The organism is Streptomyces sp. 17_S59 (assembly GCF_056930295.1).
The window spans coordinates 731482-748527 of sequence record NZ_JBXOWD010000001.1; the positions used below are offsets into that span (position 1 = coordinate 731482).

Sequence of the window (17046 nt, forward strand, 5' to 3'; positions counted from 1 at the left end):
GGGTCGGGGACAGGGTTCCGGCGGCGGAACCACCCGGGAGCGTGACCGGCCGACCGACTCGAACGCGCACGCTCCCGATCAAAGCTTTATTCGGTAATTGAGGTGCGGGGTCATTGTGGACCCATTCGAATTCGCCTGTCAGCCCGTTCCGCGAATATGACAACTTCACTTCGTCGCACCGCGCGACAGGCTACGCTCCATGTCGCGCAGCGGGGCAGGGCGACCGCATACACGCTGCTGCCGCCAACCAGGGCTGCCGCAGCCGGAGAAGGGTGTACTGCGCTATTCACGGCACGGCCGCCCCATTCATTCCCCCTGTCGCTCGCACGTCATTTCCCAAGAGCACGAGGATCTCGATGGCTGGTACTGGATCGTCACCCCGAGGCAGGCGGCCCGCCTCCTCTCTCATATGGCTGGTACCTCCTGTTGTGCTGGCGCTCTGTACAGCCACCGCCGCCTTCCTCGTACGCGACGAGGTGCGCACCCCCACGATCTGGGTCGGGGCGGTCGCCAGCCTGGCGGTGGCCCTCACTTCCTCGGAAGCCGTGCGCCGGGGACGCGTCATCGACCTGCTGCGCCGCCAGCACGGCGAGCGGGAGGCCGCCCTCCACCGGCGGCTGGCCCAGCAGGAGACCGAAACGCAGCGGCTGGCCCGCGAACTCCTCCCTGCCGCCGTGAAGCTCCTCCAGCACGGCGCGACGACCGAAGAGGTGCTCCGCGAGGTCGTGCCCCCGTCCGTGCTCGATCCGGCGTTCGCCGCCGCCCACCGGGCGGTCCTCCGCTCGGTGGTGGAGGCGGTGCAGGCCGAGGAGGGACTGCGCGAGTCCGCGCACCGCGCATTCGTCAACATCGCCCGGCGTGTTCAGGCGATCGTGCACCAGCAGGCCACCGACCTCCGCGATATGGAGGACCGGCACGGCAACAGCCCCGACGTCTTCGGCGACTTGCTCCACCTGGACCACGAGACCGCGCTGATCGGCCGCCTGGCCGACAGCATCGCCGTGCTGGGCGGCTCCCGTCCCGGCCGCCAGTGGAAGAACCCGGTGCCCCTGTACAACGTCCTGCGCGGCGCGATGTCCCGGATCATGGACTACCGCCGCGTGGACCTGCACTCGGTGGCGGACGTCGCGGTGGTCGGCCCGGGTGTGGAGCCCCTGATCCACGCGCTGGCCGAGCTGCTGGACAACGCCACTCGCTACTCGCCCCCGCAGACCCGGGTCCATCTGACCGCCGTGGAGGTCCAGTCGGGCGTGGCGGTGGAGATCGAGGACGCCGGCGTGGGCCTCACCGACGAGGCCCGGCGCCGCACGGAGGCGGTGCTGGACGTCGCCGACCGCGGCCTCGACCTCAACGACCTGGGCGAGACCCCGCGGCTCGGCCTGGCCGTCGTCAGCCGGCTCTGCAAGACGTACGCGTTCCGCGTCTCCCTGCGGCCGTCGGCGTACGGAGGCGTGCGCGCCGTCCTGATCGTGCCGGACAACCTGGTCACGGCGAGCGCCACTCCGGGCGGAGAGATCGCCCGCGCCGCCACCCTGCCGCCTCCCAAGATCAGGAAGAAGCCGGGACGGCCGCTGCCGGACCTCCCGTTCGACCCGCCGTCCGCGGCGGCCGGCTCGGGCGGCCTGCCGCAGCGTCGGCGGCGCGCACCGGGCCTGATCGCCCGGGGAGCGCAGCCGGCCACGGCGGCGGCACCGGCCGGCGGTGCCCGCCGTCCGTCGCAGACCGACCCGCCCCCGCAGCCCGGCATGTGGCTGGCCGCCTTCACGGACGCCGTCAACGGCGAGGCGCGGCCGACCGGCCCCGGGCGCACGAACAGTGATGACTCGTCAGACAAGGAAGAGTAGCCAAGTGACGCAGCCGCGGTTCAACATGGACTGGATGCTCAAGGACCTGGCATCCAGCGTCCCTCAGACGCGCCACGTGATCGTGCTGTCCTCGGACGGCCTGCGCATGGCTCAGCACGGCTCGGACACCGACGCCGCCGATCGCCTGGCCGCCGCCTGTGCCGGACTGCAGAGCCTGTCCACGGCGATCGCCGCCGAATTCCCGCACGGCGACGGAAAGATGCGCCTGGTGGTGATCGAGGTCGACGGCGGCTTCTTCTATCTGATGGCCGCCGGAGCGGGCGCGTACCTGGCCGTGCTGGCCGACGACGACGTGGACGCCGGACTCATGGGGCAGCGGATGCGAGATCTGGTGGCCCGCATCGGCGAGCACCTGACCAGTCCGCCGCGTGTCACCGGGCCGGTGGCATGAGCCAAGCCGGAAAAGCGTGGGACCCCGGCAATCCGGACCGGCTCTATATCGTCACCAGCGGACGCAGCCAGTCGGGAATACAGGTCAGGCTCGACCTGGTGACACTGGTCGTCGCCCGGTCGGCCTCCGACCCCGGGCTCCAGCCCGAGCATGCCGCCATCGTGCAGATGTGTGACTATCCGCTCTCCATCGCTGAGATATCGGCATATCTCACGTTACCCGTCAGCACCGTGACCGTTCTGGTCACCGACCTGCTCAAGGAAGACCAGGTGGAAGCCAGACCCCCCGTACCGGTCGCCACGCTGCCCAACATCCAGCTCCTGGAGGCGGTGATGCATGGACTACAAAACCTCTGAGTCATACGCCGGCCCCAGGAGGGAGGACATCCTTCCGTCCTCGACGGCAGCCGCCGTCAAGGTGGTGATCGTGGGTGGATTCGGAGTCGGCAAGACCACCTTGGTGGGCGCGGTCAGCGAGATCAGGCCGCTGACCACCGAGGAGACCATGACTCAGGCCGGTGTCGGGGTGGACGACCTCGCCGGCATCGAGCACAAGATCGAGACCACCGTCGCGATGGACTTCGGGCGGATCAGCATCAACGAGCAACTGGTGCTGTACCTGTTCGGCACGCCGGGCCAGGAGCGCTTCTGGTTCCTGTGGGACGGCCTCTTCGAGGGCGCCCTCGGCGCGGTGGTCCTCCTCGACACCCGTCGCCTGGAGGTGAGTTACGACGTGATCGGCCTCCTGGAGGAGCGAGGGGTGCCGTTCGTCGTCGCCGTCAACACCTTCCCGGGCTCTCCGGTCCACCCCGTGGAGGAGCTGCGGGCGGCGATGGACCTGCCCGATTCCGTCCCCTTGTTCATGTGCGACGCCCGGGACCGCATCTCCTGTCGCGACGCGCTGATGACGCTCATGCGTTATCTGTACTTCCTCACGAACGAAACCTCGGAGCCACAGTGACCCCACCAGACGAGCACCGCAGCGCCGACTCCGCGACCGCTGCGCCCTCGAAATGCCCCGTCGACGCCTACGGGCCGGGGGGCCTCGCCAGGCTGTTCGGACCGGCGGCGGAGGCCGATCCCATGGGGCTGTACGAGCAGTTGCGCGACCGGCACGGCGCCGTGGCCCCCGTGCTGCTGCAGGGCGACCTACCGGCATGGCTGGTTCTCGGGTACCGGGAGAACCTGGATGTCGCCCGGACACCGTCGCGCTTCTCGCGTGACTCGCGGAAGTGGCACGCCCAGCGCGAGGGGAAGATCCCCATGGATCACCCCCTGGCACCGATCGCCACCTGGCAGCCGATCTGCGCCTTTGTCGAGGGCCAGGTGCACGAGCGCTGGCGTTCGGCCATCAACGACTCCCTCGGGCGCTTCGACCGCCGAGGAGTCCGGCGCCACATCACGCGCTTCGCCGATCTACTGGTCAACAACTTCTGCCTCAAGGGCAGTGCCGAGCTGGTGCACGAGTTTGCCGAGCACCTGCCCATGCTGGTGATGACGCAGCTGCTCGGCATGCCGGAGGAATACGGGCCCAAGTTGGTCAAGGCCGCCCGCGACATGATCAAGGGCACGGAGACCGCAGTCGCCAGCAACGCCTACGTGCAGGAGACCCTGCAGAGGCTGGTCATGCGCAAGCACGCCGACCCGGGCCCCGACTTCACCACCTGGCTGCTGGAACACCCCTGCAAGCTGAATGACGACGAGGTCCAGCAGCATCTGCGCCTGGTGCTCATCGCCGCGTACGAGACCACGGCCAATCTGATCGCGAACACGGTGCGGATGCTGCTGACCGACCCGCGCTGTCGCGCCAACCTGGCCGGCGGCCACATGACGCTGCCCGACGCCGTCGAGCAGGTCCTGTGGGACGAGCCTCCCTTCACCACCATTCTGGGTCGCTGGGCAACGCAGGACACAGAGCTGGCCGGCCAGCAGATCAAAGCCGGAGACGCGCTCGTGCTCGGGCTCGCGGCAGCCAACGTGGACACAGCGATCCGGCCCGACCCCACCGCGCCGGTCCACGGCAACCGTTCACACCTCGCGTTCAGCGGGGGCCCGCACGAGTGCCCCGGCCAGGACATCGGCCGGGCCATCGCGGACACCGGTATCGAGGCGCTGATGAACCGACTGCCGGACATCCGGCTGGCCGTACCCGAGGACGAACTGTCCTGGGTCGCCTCGATGATGGGACGTCATCTCGTGGCACTTCCCGTGAAATTCACATCACAAGAGCCGAAGGTCATCACGGAGCCCGTGTTGACCGTACCGACCGTACCGACGGAGTCGTCACAGGACGCCGGAGCCGATCAGCCCGCAGGGGCCGACCAACCGGAGGTCACGTCGGCATCCCCCGTCCGAGGTTCCGGCACCCGGACATCGTGGTGGAAATCCCTGACGCGGCGGCTGCGCGGGCGGCGGGACAAGGTGTCGAGCTGATCCCACCACCAGACCGTGGACGCGATGGGCAGCGGCTCCGTATCCGGGTCGCTGGGCGTGTCCCGCCAGGTTATGCCGTACGTGGCCCCCGGTACCGGAAGGTCGTAACGGTTCCGGGGGCTTGCGTAGCGCGGTGCATCGTTCATCCACCGGATGCAGCCGGAGATGTAGTGGCCCAGGGCTTGCACGTAGCGCCGGAGATCGGAACCGGCGTCCCGCGCGATCTGGTCACGGAGCGCCAGGAAGAGCGTCATGGCCCGGTCCCTTATGGCCAGTGCGTCGCTCAGCGCCTGCCCGGGGGAACTGCCGTCGTGGTGGAGGAGGATGTTGACGATGTTCTGGTCGGTGGTCTCCTGACTGTCCTCCTTGGCGTAGGAGAACAGGTCGTTGTCGCAGCTCACGACGAAGCCCGCGGCCTCGGTGAGCGCCTGGACGGGGGCGGAGTACAGCTCGTGTCCCGGCACCTCGATGCCATTGGCGATCTCGCTCCACGAGAGGGAGAAGCGGGTGCCGTTGATGGACGGGCGCACGGCGACGTAGTCGGACAGGGTGGGCATGATGCCCCGCTCGACATTGCTGACCTGCCAGGCGGCGCCGAACAGCCAGTCCCGCAACCCCTCGGCCACACGGCGGAGCTGGGTGGGGGTGGCCATGGCCCGGGTGCGGTCCGCAAGGTCCTCCAGCGCGGTGTCGAAGGCCGTGGTACCGAGCATGCCCGACCCCGGCGCCTCGAGGCTGCGGGAGATCCGGGCATTGAGGTCGACGATGCGGGCGGTGCGGATGTCCGCGGAACCGGTGTCGTGCCAGAGGTCGTCGAGGGCGAAGGCCCAGTGGTTCCACTCGATGAACAGGAGCAGCGGCTCGTCGTCCCCGTACGGGATCATGCGGCAGCTGAAATCGGCGCTGTGGGTGGCGATGCTCCAGGCCCGCTCGGTCTCGTCGTGGAAGATGCCGGTCGCGTCGAGCCAGGAGATCGCGCGCCGTTCCAGCTCGGCGACGCGCGGGTGTACCGCGGATTCGACGGGGCAGTAGAAGGGCGGCAGACGCCAGCCGATGGCCGGGGCGCGGACCGCGGTCTCGGTCATGTCACTTCCCTTCGAGGCGGAAAAGCAGGAGGCGGGTCTCGACCGCGTGGTCGCGCCAGACACGGAAGAGCTTGCTGTGGGTGAGGGCCGATTCCAGCAGCCGCTCGGCGGAGATCGGCGACTCTGCGCCCTGGCGCTGCACGCGGTCCAGCTCGGCCGTGGTCCAGGCCATGGACTGCACCCAGAACTCCGCCACCCGGTCGGTGATGTCCTCGTCCTGCTCCAGCGTGAAGCCGACCGCGTTCGCCGCCGCGATGTACTCGCGCAGGGTGCCCAGTTGGGTCTTGTAGTAGCCGTCGATGAACGAGGTCCACTCGGGCCGGCAGAGGAAGTGTTCCTGGAGGCCGAACCAGCCCCCCGGCTTGAGGGCCTTGGCCACCACACTGAAGAGCCGCTCGCGGTCCATGTAGCCGGAACTCTCGATCGCGACGGCCGCGTCGTAGGTCTGTTCCTCGCACAGGTCGTGGATGTCGCCGAGGACCGGGGTGACCATGTCCTCGACCCCCGCCTGGCGGACGAGGTCGGCCATCACGGGGACGTGCTTGGCGGTCACCGTCATCGCGGTGACGGAGCAGCCGTACTGCTGGGCCCAGTAGATGGATCCGCCGCCCAGACCGCAGCCGATGTCGAAGAGCTGGGCGGGTGGGTCGTCCGCTACTCCCCAGATGCGGGCCGCGTGGTCGAGGACGGCTTCCTGCGACTGGTGGAGGCGCCGCCGGAGCATCTGCTGGGAGACCGTGGTGTTGGGAGTGGCGCCGGGGTCGAACATCCCGACGTGGAAGTGGACTCGGGGGCCGGGGCCGTACTTATGCAGGATGTCGACGGTCTTGCGGGAGTAGTACGAAGGCACCTGGGACTTGTCACAGGTCGCATCAGGAGCAGCGACCACACCAGCAACAAGGTTGTCCATGGGATCCCTCCGAGACATCGGCTGTCGGTGGATGGACGGACAGGAGGGCCGGGCATGGCGAGGGCCGGTCCCCCAGGCCGGCACGGCCATTGGATCACGCATGCGCGTCACGTCGCCCCCCAGCGAACAACGACCAGCGTTCCTGTCCAGATTTGCCCGGTGCCTGCCCAGGCCGAATCGGCGATAACCCACGTCACGGGCCGACGCGGGCCTTTCTGACGCTCGCGACCAGGATCGTTTCCGTTTACTTTAGATCAAAACGAGTCGTTTTTGCCTTGCTCGATGACCAGAAAGACTGAAAATTGCGCGCCGCTGTCGGGGTTTTGGCCTCTCAACTGGCCAATATCCAGCCGTGCGGCAGATGGCCGGATAGCGCCCATAAGCGTGGTGTACGGGTGATCGCCGGGAGCGCCAGGCATATGTCATTCGCGCCCCCGCGGAAGGGGCGGAGCGGACCACGGGAGTCGCCTCCTGCGCCCGCCTGCCCCACTGCCGCACACTGGTGACCGGTCCGGATGGAGGAGGCGCGGATGGCAACGTGGGCGGAGCGGCGACTCCTCACTTCCCCCTGGGCGCGCAGCACCGGCGCGGTCCTCGCAGGCGCACTACCTGCACTGGCCTTCCCGGAGCCCTCCCTGTGGTGGCTGGCCTGGGTGGGGCTCGTGCCCTGGCTGCTGCTTCTCCGTTCGGCCAAGACCGCGCGGGGTGCGGCCACCGGCGGGTGGCTGGGCGGGGCCGGTTTCCTGCTGGCGGTGCACCACTGGCTGCTGCCGAGCCTGCACGTCTTCATCCTCGTACTGGCTGCGCTGCTGGGGTTGTTGTGGGTGCCGTGGGGACTCCTGACGTACCGGCTGCTCGGCGGCTCACCGGGCCCGGGGCGGGTGGCGGCGGCGATGCTCGTGCTGCCGTCCGGGTGGCTCTTGGCCGAACTCGTACGATCCTGGGAGTACTTGGGCGGCCCCTGGGGACTGCTGGGGGCGAGCCAGTGGCAGGAGGCTCCGGCGCTGCGGGTGGCGTCGGTGGGCGGAGTGTGGCTGGTCGGCTTCCTGCTGGTCGCTGTCAATGTCGGAGCGACGGCGCTGATTTCGGCGCCGCGCGCCCGCATGGCCGCTCTGACGGGTGTGCTCGCCTGTGCTGCGGCGGTTGCCGGTGTATGGATGTGGGCTCCCGTCCCGGAATCCGCGGGATCGGTGCGGGTGGCAATCGTCCAGCCGGGAGTGATCGACGGACAGGGCAGCGCGCAGCGGCGCTTCGACCGCGAGGAGGAGCTGACCCGTGGGCTGGCCGGGCAGCGGCCGGCTCTGGTGATCTGGGGCGAGAGCAGCGTCGGCCAGGACCTGGGGAGCCGCCCGGACCTGCGGGACCGGCTGGCCGCACTGTCCCGCATGGTCGGAGCGGACCTCCTGGTGAACGTGGACGCGAGGCGCTCGGACCGCCCCGGCATCTTCAAGAGTTCGGTCCTGATCGGGCCGCAGGGACCCACGGGCGACCGCTACGACAAGATGCGACTGGTGCCGTTCGGCGAGTACATCCCGGCCCGCTCACTGCTGGGCTGGGCCACGTCCGTGGGCAAGGCGGCCCAGGAGGACCGCAGGCGCGGGGCCGGCCAGGTGGTGATGCGGCTGCCGGTCGGTGACGGTGGGCTGCGGGTGGGCCCGCTGGTGTGCTTCGAGTCCGCGTTCCCCGACATGAGCCGCAGCCTGGTGAAGGACGGTGCCCAGCTGATCACCGCCCAGTCGGCGACGTCCACCTTCCAGGAGAGCTGGGCACCGAGCCAGCACGCCTCGCTGGCAGCGCTGCGGGCGGCGGAGACCTGGCGTCCGGTCATCCACGCCACGCTGACGGGCGTGAGCGCAGTAGCGGACGCTCGCGGCCGCACCGTCGGGACGTGGCTGGGCACGGACCACAGTGCGGCCGCGGTCTATGACGTGCCGCTGGCGCGGGGGGTCAGCCCTTATGTCCGGGCCGGGGACTGGACGGTGTACGTGGCACTCACCGTTCTCGCCGTCTACGGCATTCTCGTAGGTGGCCGACCTGCAGCACGGTCGCTGCGTCGGCGACGTGTCACAGGCAAGAGCAGTGCATGACCGCGAGCACGAGCGATCGGCGCTGATGGAGGCAGCCCCTTCCGGGCTGCCTCTGAGGCGTTCTTCTTGAACTTAGGTCGACGACCTCCGCCAGGGTCCGCAGACGCACACCCGGACTGACGGTGCACCCTCGCTCCGCGAGCAGCGGCCGCACCTCGCCGATGACCCGGGTGATGGTGGAGCGGTCCACACCGAACCAGCAGGCCAGCACGTCGCGAGTGGCCCCGTGACGGAGATGGACCAGCGTGGCCAGGAGCCGGTCGACGAACACCAGCCGGTGCTTCGCGCCAGCGCCCACAAGCAACTGAAGGGTTATCTGCCCCCCTGGTGTCTGAGCTTGGACTCACGGGCCCTGGCTGCGCACTGCGCGACTGATGGTCGGCCATCGCCCGGCCCTGGCCGCCAGCCGGAGCACCCACGCCGCCCGGGCACGTCCTGGCCGTACTGACCATACGCCTGTCCGCAGCAGAGAAGCCCTCCATGCGGCTCCGTGAGATCCACAGTGAGGAATCCGTGATCGTTGAATGATCTGGCTCTGGCAAGGGAACGTCTTTCAGAAGCGACCTCCTCCGGCGCTGCCGGACGGCGGCCCGTCAACTGTCGGCCTGAGCCTGACTGGGCATCTGTCTGTCCCCTGTGGGCGGAGACAGAAGTCCCGGGCCATCCCAGAGAGGGCCTGTACATGACGGTTCAGCCATTGATCTGTGAGTCGGTCGCTCTGGGCAAGGCAACCAATCAAGTCGACGTGATTCTCGGTGAATTCCTCAGGGCCAAGGCCAACGCTATCGCCGGTGCATATATGTCGACTGAGCTTACCGAGGTCCTGCGCCACTTCCTGCTCGCCGGGGGCAAACGCCTGCGGCCCGCGCCGTGTGTGACTGGGTGGCACGCGGCACAGCGCAACGACGATAGCTCCCCGGTGCTGTGCGTGGCGGCTTCGCTGGAAATATTCCACGAGTTCTGCCTTATCCACGATGCCATCATGAGTAACTCCGCTACCCGCTGCGGACACCCCACCGTGCAACGTGCCCTCGCCGCCAGCCATCCAGATGGCCGGCACACCGCCGCTCGAAGCGGTATCAGCGCCGCGATGGTGCTCGAGGTGGTGTACGGCCAGTGTCTCGGCTTGCTGGCCACCGGAGCGTCGACCGGCAACATTGACGCCCCCCTCGCCCGGGGCTCTCGCAGAACCATCGCATCTGGGGCATTCATGAGAATCATGCAGCGTTCGCCCCGTGGCCCCGGCCGCCCTAGGAAAACAGCTGCCGAGGATCGGACGTCCGCCCGATCCTCACGGTCTGGGCTGTCGGTGGCCATACGGTTCCCCACTGGCAAGTCTGGGCCGCTTCCGGGCTTCTGGTGAGGGGATGTCGCCACTTTTTCTCCCTGCACCGATATCGTCCAGTCGATCCTGATCTACCGGCGAGTGGGGCACTACACGTCGGGGTATGCCAGCGCGCAGCCCGGTTCGCATGACTCAAGGAGCGTCTATGACCATAGCCGCCACCCCCTTCGCATTCACCACAGGAAAAGCGCCGTCACCACTGCCAGTCATCGGCCACGGCTGGCAGCTTTTTCTACGGCCGCTGGATTTCCTCAAATCCCTCAGCAGTCATGGCGATCTGGTCGAAATCCGCCTCGGGCCGCAACGGGCCTACGTGGTATGCCACCCCGAGCTGGCCTTCCAGGTACTCAGGGACGGTCGTACGTATGACAAGGGCGGCCCGCTCTTCGACAGACTCCGCGATCTGATCGGCAACGGACTTGCAACCTGCCCGCACGACGAGCACCGAACGCGCCAGCGCAGGCTGCTCCAGCCCGCCTTTCGTCCCGCCCAACTGGAGCGTTACGGAGCGGTGTTCGAGGAGGAGATCGCCCGCCTGGTCGGAGGATGGCGGGAGGGCCAGGTACTCGACGTCTATCGGACCATGTACGACTTCACGCTAAGGGTCGTCGTACGTACTCTGTTCGCCGCGCACCTAGAGGAGGAGACCGCCGAGCGGATCCAGTGCTCGTTCGAAACAGTCCTCGGCAAGATCATGCCAAGGGTCCTCACCCCATCGGCGCTGCACCGCATCCCCACACGCGGTAATCGCGAGTACGACCGGTGCCTTCGGTTCCTCTTCTCGACCGTCGACCGTATCATCGCCGACTACCGGGCGGATGCGTCGCTCGGGAAGGGAGACCACGGCGATCTGCTGTCCATGATGCTCGCCGCCAGAAGTGACGACAGCAGCAAGGGTGCGGGGAGTCTGAACGACCGGGAGATCCGAGACAACGTCATCTCCATGATGGTGGCCGGCTCCGAGAGCCTCGGTGCCACCCTCGCCTGGACCCTGCACCTGCTCACCCGCTACCCGAAGATCGAGCAGCGGCTCCACGCCGAGGTCGACGCCGCACTCGGCGGCCGCTCCGCCCGCTGGGCCGACCTTGAGAGCCTACCGTTCACCGGTCGGGTCCTGACCGAGGCCATGCGCCTGTATCCGCCCGCGTGGCTCTTCACCCGGGTCGTCACCACAGACGTCGAGCTGGCCGGACGCACACTGCCTGCAGGTACCAACGTCGTCATCAGCCCTGGCTGTGTGCATCGCGACCCGGGCGTCTACGAGTATCCGGAGGTCTTCGACCCCGACCGCTGGCTGCCGGAACGAGCCTCCATAGTTCCCCGTGGCGCCTACCTTGCCTTCGGCAGCGGCCCACGCAAGTGCATTGGCGACGCATTTGCCCAAGCCGAGGGGACACTCGCTCTGGCCACCATCGTCAGCCGCTGGCGACTGCGCCCTGCCCCCGGCTCCGACCCGGGCCCGGCCCGGTTGACGACGATCCTGCATCCGCGTCGATTGCTGCTGGAGTCGACCGAACGGCAGCACCACGCAGCCAGCCCCCAGCCGCCTTTGTCCGCCTGAACCCGCAATGGCGGCCGCTGGTCCCGGGGCCGCCCAACCCGCAGGCACCGCAGTAGTGCCTGTCGAACAGCGGAGCTACCCAATCAGTCTGCAGACCGCGATCGAGTGAAAGGCAGGTGTCGTCACGGTGAAGCAGAGCTGGTCCTACCCCGATGATCTTAAGGACGATCTTCAGTCGTCCGCTCTGCCGCCCGAGCGCCGGGCCGAGGTGCTAGCACACACCTGGGAGTACAACCGGTGCGTGGTACCGGAGTTCACCAACTGGGACCGCTACATCGCTCTGGCCAGGCTCGGCGGCGTCGCGATCGTCGCCGAGGTATTCGGCGGCCTGGTGGACGTGCTGTCCCACGAATCGATCTTGGGCTACGACGTCGACGACCTTCTCGACACTCTCTTCGGCGACAGCCTGATGCGCGAGCCCATGGCGCGTGAATACCGGGCCTCGCTGCTGATGATGACGGAGAAATCGACCGGGCGCCGCGACTCCGAACTCATGCGCCGCTACGTCGACGCGCTGGCCCACTCACCCCAGGACTGGTTCCGGCTGCGGGACTGCGACGGCATGTTCCGTTTCTACGTCGCCGCCGCCATCGCCTGCAATGACGACGGCGCCTGGCTCACCGAGGATGAGAATCGCCTGGTCACCGAGATCGGCGAAGTCCTCTACGATGCTGTCGCCTTCCACAAACACCGGGCCGAAGGTGAAATCCACAACACCTACGCCTACGCCGGCGCCGAGCTGCGCGAGAACGCCTACCGCTCCTACCGCCAGGCCCTGTGGGACCTGGACACCCGCTGGTCCCGCACCACGGCCGGGCGCTGCGCCGTCAACTTCACCCGGTTCGTCGGAGGCCCGATTCACCAGATGATGCACCGGTACCGGTTCGTGGAAGATGGCCTCATGGTCGGCAAACCGGAGACCGCCGATGTCGTGACCCAGGCACGGCAGAACGCCAAACTCTGGTACCGCATCGACGCGGGCACTGCCACACCCTCCAGTAAGGAACGATACTCAGCCATCATGGAACAGGCCGACCGCGTCCTGTTCCCCGGCATGGCGCAGATGCTCAACCGCCCCGAGCACGGCAAGTGCCCCGACTGCCGCCGCCGGGACTCCTACGGCGCCGAGGCGGCCGGAAAGTTCGGCGGTGTGGAACTGTGCGAGGCGTGCCGCAACCGATGGCGCGACTACCTGTACACCTTCCCGACCCGCGCCACGCAGATCCTCAGCGCATCACCAACCCGATCCGGCCTCCGTGACACCGCCCTCGCTACCTGATCGAAGAGGACACCACCTGCCTCGACGCGTCCTCCAGGGAAAATACGTTCTGCACCTCTGCCACGAGGCACCTGGAAGTGCGGCCCCCACGGCCTCGACCAGGCCCGCGTGGGCGTCGGAGATGACGAGCTGGACGCCTGTCAGGCCGCGGGCAACGAGGGACCGCAGGAAGGCCAGCCACCCGGCTCCATCCTCCGAGGCCGAGGGACTCGGCGAGCTTCTCCACCCGGCGCGTGCTGCCCCCAGCAGGTAGGCGGTGGCGACCACACTGGTCAGGGCTTGCTGGGCCCGGCGGCGCCGCTCGAGGAGCCGGGCAGGGAAGTAGCTCCCCTTGCAGAGCTTGGGAACGGCCAGCTCGGCCGTGCCGGCCCGGGTGCCCTCCTCGCGCGGGCGATAGCTGTTGCGATGGTTGACACGCTCATCGCCAACCTGCCCGTATTCGGCTCCGCAGAGCACGTCGGCCTCGGCAGACATCGGTGACCGTCTGCCTATGTGAGCCCTCACTCCGATACCGGATCACATCCCGGAACGGGCGGAAACCCGTACACCACTTCCGTGGACGCAACCCGGCAGCACCCTCCTGAGGGTTCCGGCTGGACGGGCTGCGTCCTGCGATCAGAAACTCCTCACGGTGACGGCTTCCGCCAGATCCCGCAGAGCCCTGGTCCCGGCCGGCCGGAGTCCGGCCGCGTCCAGGGCCGCAACTGCCTGGCGGCGGCGATCGGCGATCATCGCTTCCACGGTCTCCAGTGCACCGGTGGCCACCAACAGCCCCCTCGCCTCCGCTGCGCCCTCCTGGTCGAGGGCGTGATCGCCGATCAGGGACAGCAGTCGCTTCCGTTGTCCGGGATCGGCCCTGCGCAGGGCCAGGGCGGCCAGCACGGTGTGCTTTCCGCTGCGCAGGTCCTCCATGGCCGACTTGCCGGTGTGCGCGGGATCCCCGAAGACGCCCAGTACGTCGTCCCGCAGCTGGAAGGCTTCCCCGAGCGGCTGCGCGTAGGCGGTGCACGCCTGCTGGAGCCGCGGGTTCGCGCAGGCGAGGGCCATTCCGATCTGCAGCGGCCGCTCGACGCTGTACTTGGCGGTCTTGTAATGGGCGATCGTCAAAGCCCGCTCGACGTCGTCCGTGATGCGGCCGGTACTGCTCAGATCCAGGTACTGACCGAGCATGGCCTCGACGCGCATCCTGTCCAGCAGGGGAAGGATGTTGCTGTTCTGTTCGTGGGTGAGGCCACTGGTGTGCAGCAGTTCGTCCGACCAGACCAGGGCCAGGTCGCCCAGCAGGATCGCCAAGTGGACTCCGAGTTGCTCAGCCGACTGCGCTCCCCGCTGCGCCCGGCACCACATGGTGAAGGCCCGATGGGCGGTGGGCCGGCTGCGCCGGGTGTCCGATCCGTCCATGATGTCGTCGTGAATCAGGGCGAACGCATGGAAGAGTTCCAGGGCCGCCGCGACCCTGATCACTTGCATGAACGCGCCCGGGTCGCCGCCCGCCCCGTACCAGCCGCTGCAGCACAGCAGCGGCCGCAGCCGTTTGCCACCGGCGGCGACGAAGGCCCGCAGCTGGTCGGTCAGCGGAGCCAGGAGAGGATCTTGTGATCCATGCGTCTTCTCCTCCAGGAAATCCTGGAGGACGGCGTCGACTGCCAGCCTGATCCCGGCCGGATCGACGGCATCGGCACGGCTCACCCGGGCCGACGTCATGAATGCCTCTTCTCGGAGGGGCGGTGACCGCCGAGGACGATGCACACCTCTACCCATATGTGCGCCAACAGAGTTGGATAAACCACCATGCAACGGCCATGAGTCGATGTCCCGTGAAATCGGGATGGATGTGTGCCCATCCCGTTCAATCTCGATTCAGGACGCCTGTTCCTCAACGCAGTTGACGACCCGCTCACACAGCTCGTGCGTCCGCAGCGCATCCTCCGCATCCAGCACCCGCCCCGCCCGCACCGCGTCCAGGAAGGCCAGCACGATCTGCTCGATGCCCCGCTGGCGCGCGACGGGGACCCAGTCGCCGCGGCGGCGGACGGTGGGCTGGCCCTTGTGGTCCACGACCTCCGCGAGGTTGAGCACCTGCCGCTTGGTCTCCTGGCCCGAGACCTCCAGGATCTCCTCCGTGGAGCCGCTCATCCGGTTCATGGTCCCGATCGCCGTGAAGCCGTCGCCCGACAGCTGGAGCACGACGTGGTGGGCGAGTCCGTCGCGGACCCTAGCCCGGACGTCCACGTGGTCGATGTCGCCCGGCGCGAGGAAGCGCAGGGTGTCGACGACGTGGATGAAGTCGTCCAGGACCAGCGAGCGCGGGTCCTCGGGGAGGCCGACGCGGTTCTTCTGCATCAGGATCAGGTCGCGCGGGTGGTCCGCGCACTGGGCGTACGCCGGGGCGTAGCGGCGGTTGAAGCCGACTACCAGGGAGACCTGACGCTCCCTCGCCAGCCGGACGAGCCGCTCGCTCTCGGCGAGTTCGTAGGCGAGCGGCTTGTCGACGTAGACCGGTACGCCCTCTTCGAGGAGACAGGTGACGATCTCCGGGTGGACGGCCGTCGGCGCGTGCACGAACGCGGCGTCGATGCCGGCCGCGAGGAGGGAGTCCAGGTCCTGGTGGCGATGCGCCTCGGGCACGCGGTGGGTGTCGGCGACGCGCTGCAGGGTGGCGGCCGTACGGGTCTGCAGGTGCAGTTCCACGCCGGGCAGGGCGGCGAGTACCGGAAGATAGGCCTTCAGCGCGATGTCACCGAGTCCGATGCAGCCGACCTTCACTGGGCCTCCTGTGGTCCGCGTTTCACCCGTTTCGTCTACGCAGCATACGTGCGTACGGGCGGACGCCAGTCGGCGATGCCGTCGTAGCTGCGCGGCAGGAGGCCGGGGGCGAGACGGCTGACGCCGGCAATCGCGGTGTTACGCAGGGCAATGGCAGAGGCACCGGTGAGCAAGGCCATGCGGGTGGTCCTGGCCGAGCGGCGCACAATGTCGGTCGTGCGGGGCAGCCGGTCGCGGGTGTAGGCGGCCAGTGCGGGCGCGGGGTCCGGGTGCAGTCCGGGGTCCAGGTGGTGGGCGAGGACGACCGCGTCCTCGATGGCCATGTTGCCGCCCTGGCCGAGGTTGGGGGTCATGGCGTGGGCGGCGTCGCCGATGAGGACGGTGCGTCCGCGGTGGTAGGCGGGCAGCGGCCGGCCCGTGTGGCGGACGTCGTGGCGCAGGACGTCCTCGGGGGCGACCGCGTCGAGGACCGCGGGGACGGGGTGGTGCCACGACCCGAACAGGCGCAGGAGTTCCGCCTTCTCGTCGTGGGCGCGGGCCCCTTCCGGGGCGGCGGCCATCCCATAGGCGTAGACCCGCCCGTCGTCGAGGAGCTGGGTGCCCCACAGCCGACCGCGGCCCCAGGTCTCGTGCGGCGCGAAGGGCCGTTCGGGGGCGGGGACGACGACCCGCCAGGTGGTGAAACCGCTGTACGCGGGGCCGGGGTGGGTGGGGAAGAGGGCACGGCGCGCGGCCGAGTTGATGCCGTCGGCCGCGACGACGAGGTCCGCCTCGATGTCGCCGTCGGGGGTGGTGAGCTTGGCGGCGCGGTCCACGGCCCCGGGATCCGCCAGGGCCGCGGCGGTGCCGGTACGGACGGCTCCCTCGGGCAGGTGTGCGGAGAGCAGACCGGCCAGCGCGGCCCGGTGCAGGAGGACGAAGGAGCCGCCGAAGCGCAGCGCCGCAGCCCGGCCGCTGGTGCGGGAGAGCCAGCGCCCGTTCGGCAGCCGCAGGCCCGCCTCGCCTTGCCAGGCGGCGAGCGAGCGGACCTCGTCGCCCAGGCCGATCACGTCGAGCGCGCGCTGGGCGTTGGGGGCGAGGGAGATGCCCGCGCCGACCGGCTCCAGGGAGGCCGCGCGCTCGAGGACGGTGACGCGCCAGCCGCGGCGGTGCAGGGCCACCCCCGCGGTGAGTCCGCCGATCCCGGCTCCGGCGATCACGGCATGAGGTCGTCGTTCCATTGCTCCTCCTCGGCGCTGCGCGCGGCGTCGCGGGCGACGTGCGCAGCGCATTGCACAGCGCTTGACCCAGTGCGCCACTACAGCCGTAGTGGACTACAGATGTAG

The 17046-nt window shown here is 68.8% G+C and carries 13 protein-coding genes and 3 pseudogenes; 9 read left to right on the plus strand and 7 right to left on the minus strand.

The features are described from left to right. Positions 1-356: 356 nt before the first annotated feature. The 5 genes from AC1Z4A_RS02950 to AC1Z4A_RS02970 are packed head-to-tail and all read left to right on the plus strand — an operon-like array spanning position 357 to position 4688. Positions 357-1844, plus strand: coding sequence for an ATP-binding protein (locus AC1Z4A_RS02950; protein ID WP_483676251.1), 1488 nt, complete (start codon positions 357-359; stop codon positions 1842-1844). 25 nt (positions 1845-1869) lie between these two features. Continuing rightward, entirely contained in the window at positions 1870-2256 is a 387-nt protein-coding gene (locus tag AC1Z4A_RS02955) for a roadblock/LC7 domain-containing protein (RefSeq protein ID WP_483683486.1), read from the plus strand. Continuing rightward, complete coding sequence (locus tag AC1Z4A_RS02960; RefSeq protein ID WP_483676252.1) at positions 2253-2612, plus strand: DUF742 domain-containing protein; 360 nt, start codon at positions 2253-2255, stop codon at positions 2610-2612. Before AC1Z4A_RS02955 ends, AC1Z4A_RS02960 begins: the two co-directional genes overlap by 4 nt. Further along, the gene (locus AC1Z4A_RS02965) at positions 2593-3216 is read left to right on the plus strand and encodes a GTP-binding protein (RefSeq protein WP_483676253.1); all 624 of its coding nucleotides are present in this window, start codon (positions 2593-2595) and stop codon (positions 3214-3216) included. The genes AC1Z4A_RS02960 and AC1Z4A_RS02965 overlap by 20 nt, the downstream gene beginning before the upstream one ends. Then, entirely contained in the window at positions 3213-4688 is a 1476-nt protein-coding gene (locus tag AC1Z4A_RS02970; protein ID WP_483676254.1) for a cytochrome P450, read from the plus strand. Before AC1Z4A_RS02965 ends, AC1Z4A_RS02970 begins: the two co-directional genes overlap by 4 nt. 266 nt (positions 4689-4954) lie before the next feature. Here the strand turns inward: AC1Z4A_RS02970 and AC1Z4A_RS02975 are convergent. Together AC1Z4A_RS02975 and AC1Z4A_RS02980 are read right to left on the minus strand one after the other, a co-directional pair. After that, positions 4955-5773 (minus strand): annotated as a pseudogene (locus AC1Z4A_RS02975) (terpene synthase family protein); the annotation flags it as partial. A gap of 1 nt (position 5774) precedes the next feature. Further along, entirely contained in the window at positions 5775-6683 is a 909-nt protein-coding gene (locus AC1Z4A_RS02980) for an SAM-dependent methyltransferase (RefSeq protein ID WP_483676255.1), read from the minus strand. A gap of 530 nt (positions 6684-7213) precedes the next feature. Between AC1Z4A_RS02980 and lnt the strand changes: the two genes are divergently transcribed. Further along, complete coding sequence (lnt, locus tag AC1Z4A_RS02985) at positions 7214-8770, plus strand: apolipoprotein N-acyltransferase (protein WP_483676256.1); 1557 nt, start codon at positions 7214-7216, stop codon at positions 8768-8770. Positions 8771-8852: 82 nt separating this feature from the next. Here lnt and AC1Z4A_RS02990 read toward each other — a convergent pair. Next, positions 8853-9065 (minus strand): annotated as a pseudogene (locus AC1Z4A_RS02990) (helix-turn-helix domain-containing protein); the annotation flags it as partial. 387 nt (positions 9066-9452) lie between these two features. Between AC1Z4A_RS02990 and AC1Z4A_RS02995 the strand changes: the two are divergent. The 3 genes from AC1Z4A_RS02995 (at position 9453) to AC1Z4A_RS03005 (ending at position 12955) form a co-directional block, all read left to right on the plus strand. After that, positions 9453-10133, plus strand: coding sequence for a polyprenyl synthetase family protein (locus tag AC1Z4A_RS02995; protein WP_483676257.1), 681 nt, complete (start codon positions 9453-9455; stop codon positions 10131-10133). Positions 10134-10260: 127 nt separating this feature from the next. Then, on the plus strand, positions 10261-11676 hold the full coding sequence (locus AC1Z4A_RS03000) for a cytochrome P450 (RefSeq protein WP_483676258.1): 1416 nt from the start codon (positions 10261-10263) through the stop codon (positions 11674-11676). 127 nt (positions 11677-11803) lie between these two features. Next, entirely contained in the window at positions 11804-12955 is a 1152-nt protein-coding gene (locus AC1Z4A_RS03005; protein ID WP_483676259.1) for a hypothetical protein, read from the plus strand. Between the two features lie 39 nt (positions 12956-12994). On the opposite strand, the pseudogene AC1Z4A_RS03010 reads toward AC1Z4A_RS03005, so the two are convergent. From AC1Z4A_RS03010 to AC1Z4A_RS03025, 4 genes and pseudogenes are all read right to left on the minus strand, one after another. Beyond that, positions 12995-13429, minus strand: a pseudogene (locus tag AC1Z4A_RS03010) (transposase); the annotation flags it as partial. Positions 13430-13570: 141 nt separating this feature from the next. After that, a complete protein-coding gene (locus AC1Z4A_RS03015) occupies positions 13571-14659 on the minus strand; it encodes a polyprenyl synthetase family protein (RefSeq protein WP_483676260.1) in 1089 nt (362 codons plus the stop codon). A 156-nt stretch (positions 14660-14815) separates the two neighbouring features. Next, complete coding sequence (locus tag AC1Z4A_RS03020; RefSeq protein ID WP_483676261.1) at positions 14816-15721, minus strand: Gfo/Idh/MocA family protein; 906 nt, start codon at positions 15719-15721, stop codon at positions 14816-14818. 35 nt (positions 15722-15756) lie between these two features. After that, positions 15757-16941, minus strand: coding sequence for an FAD-dependent monooxygenase (locus tag AC1Z4A_RS03025; RefSeq protein ID WP_483676262.1), 1185 nt, complete (start codon positions 16939-16941; stop codon positions 15757-15759). Positions 16942-17046: the final 105 nt, after the last annotated feature.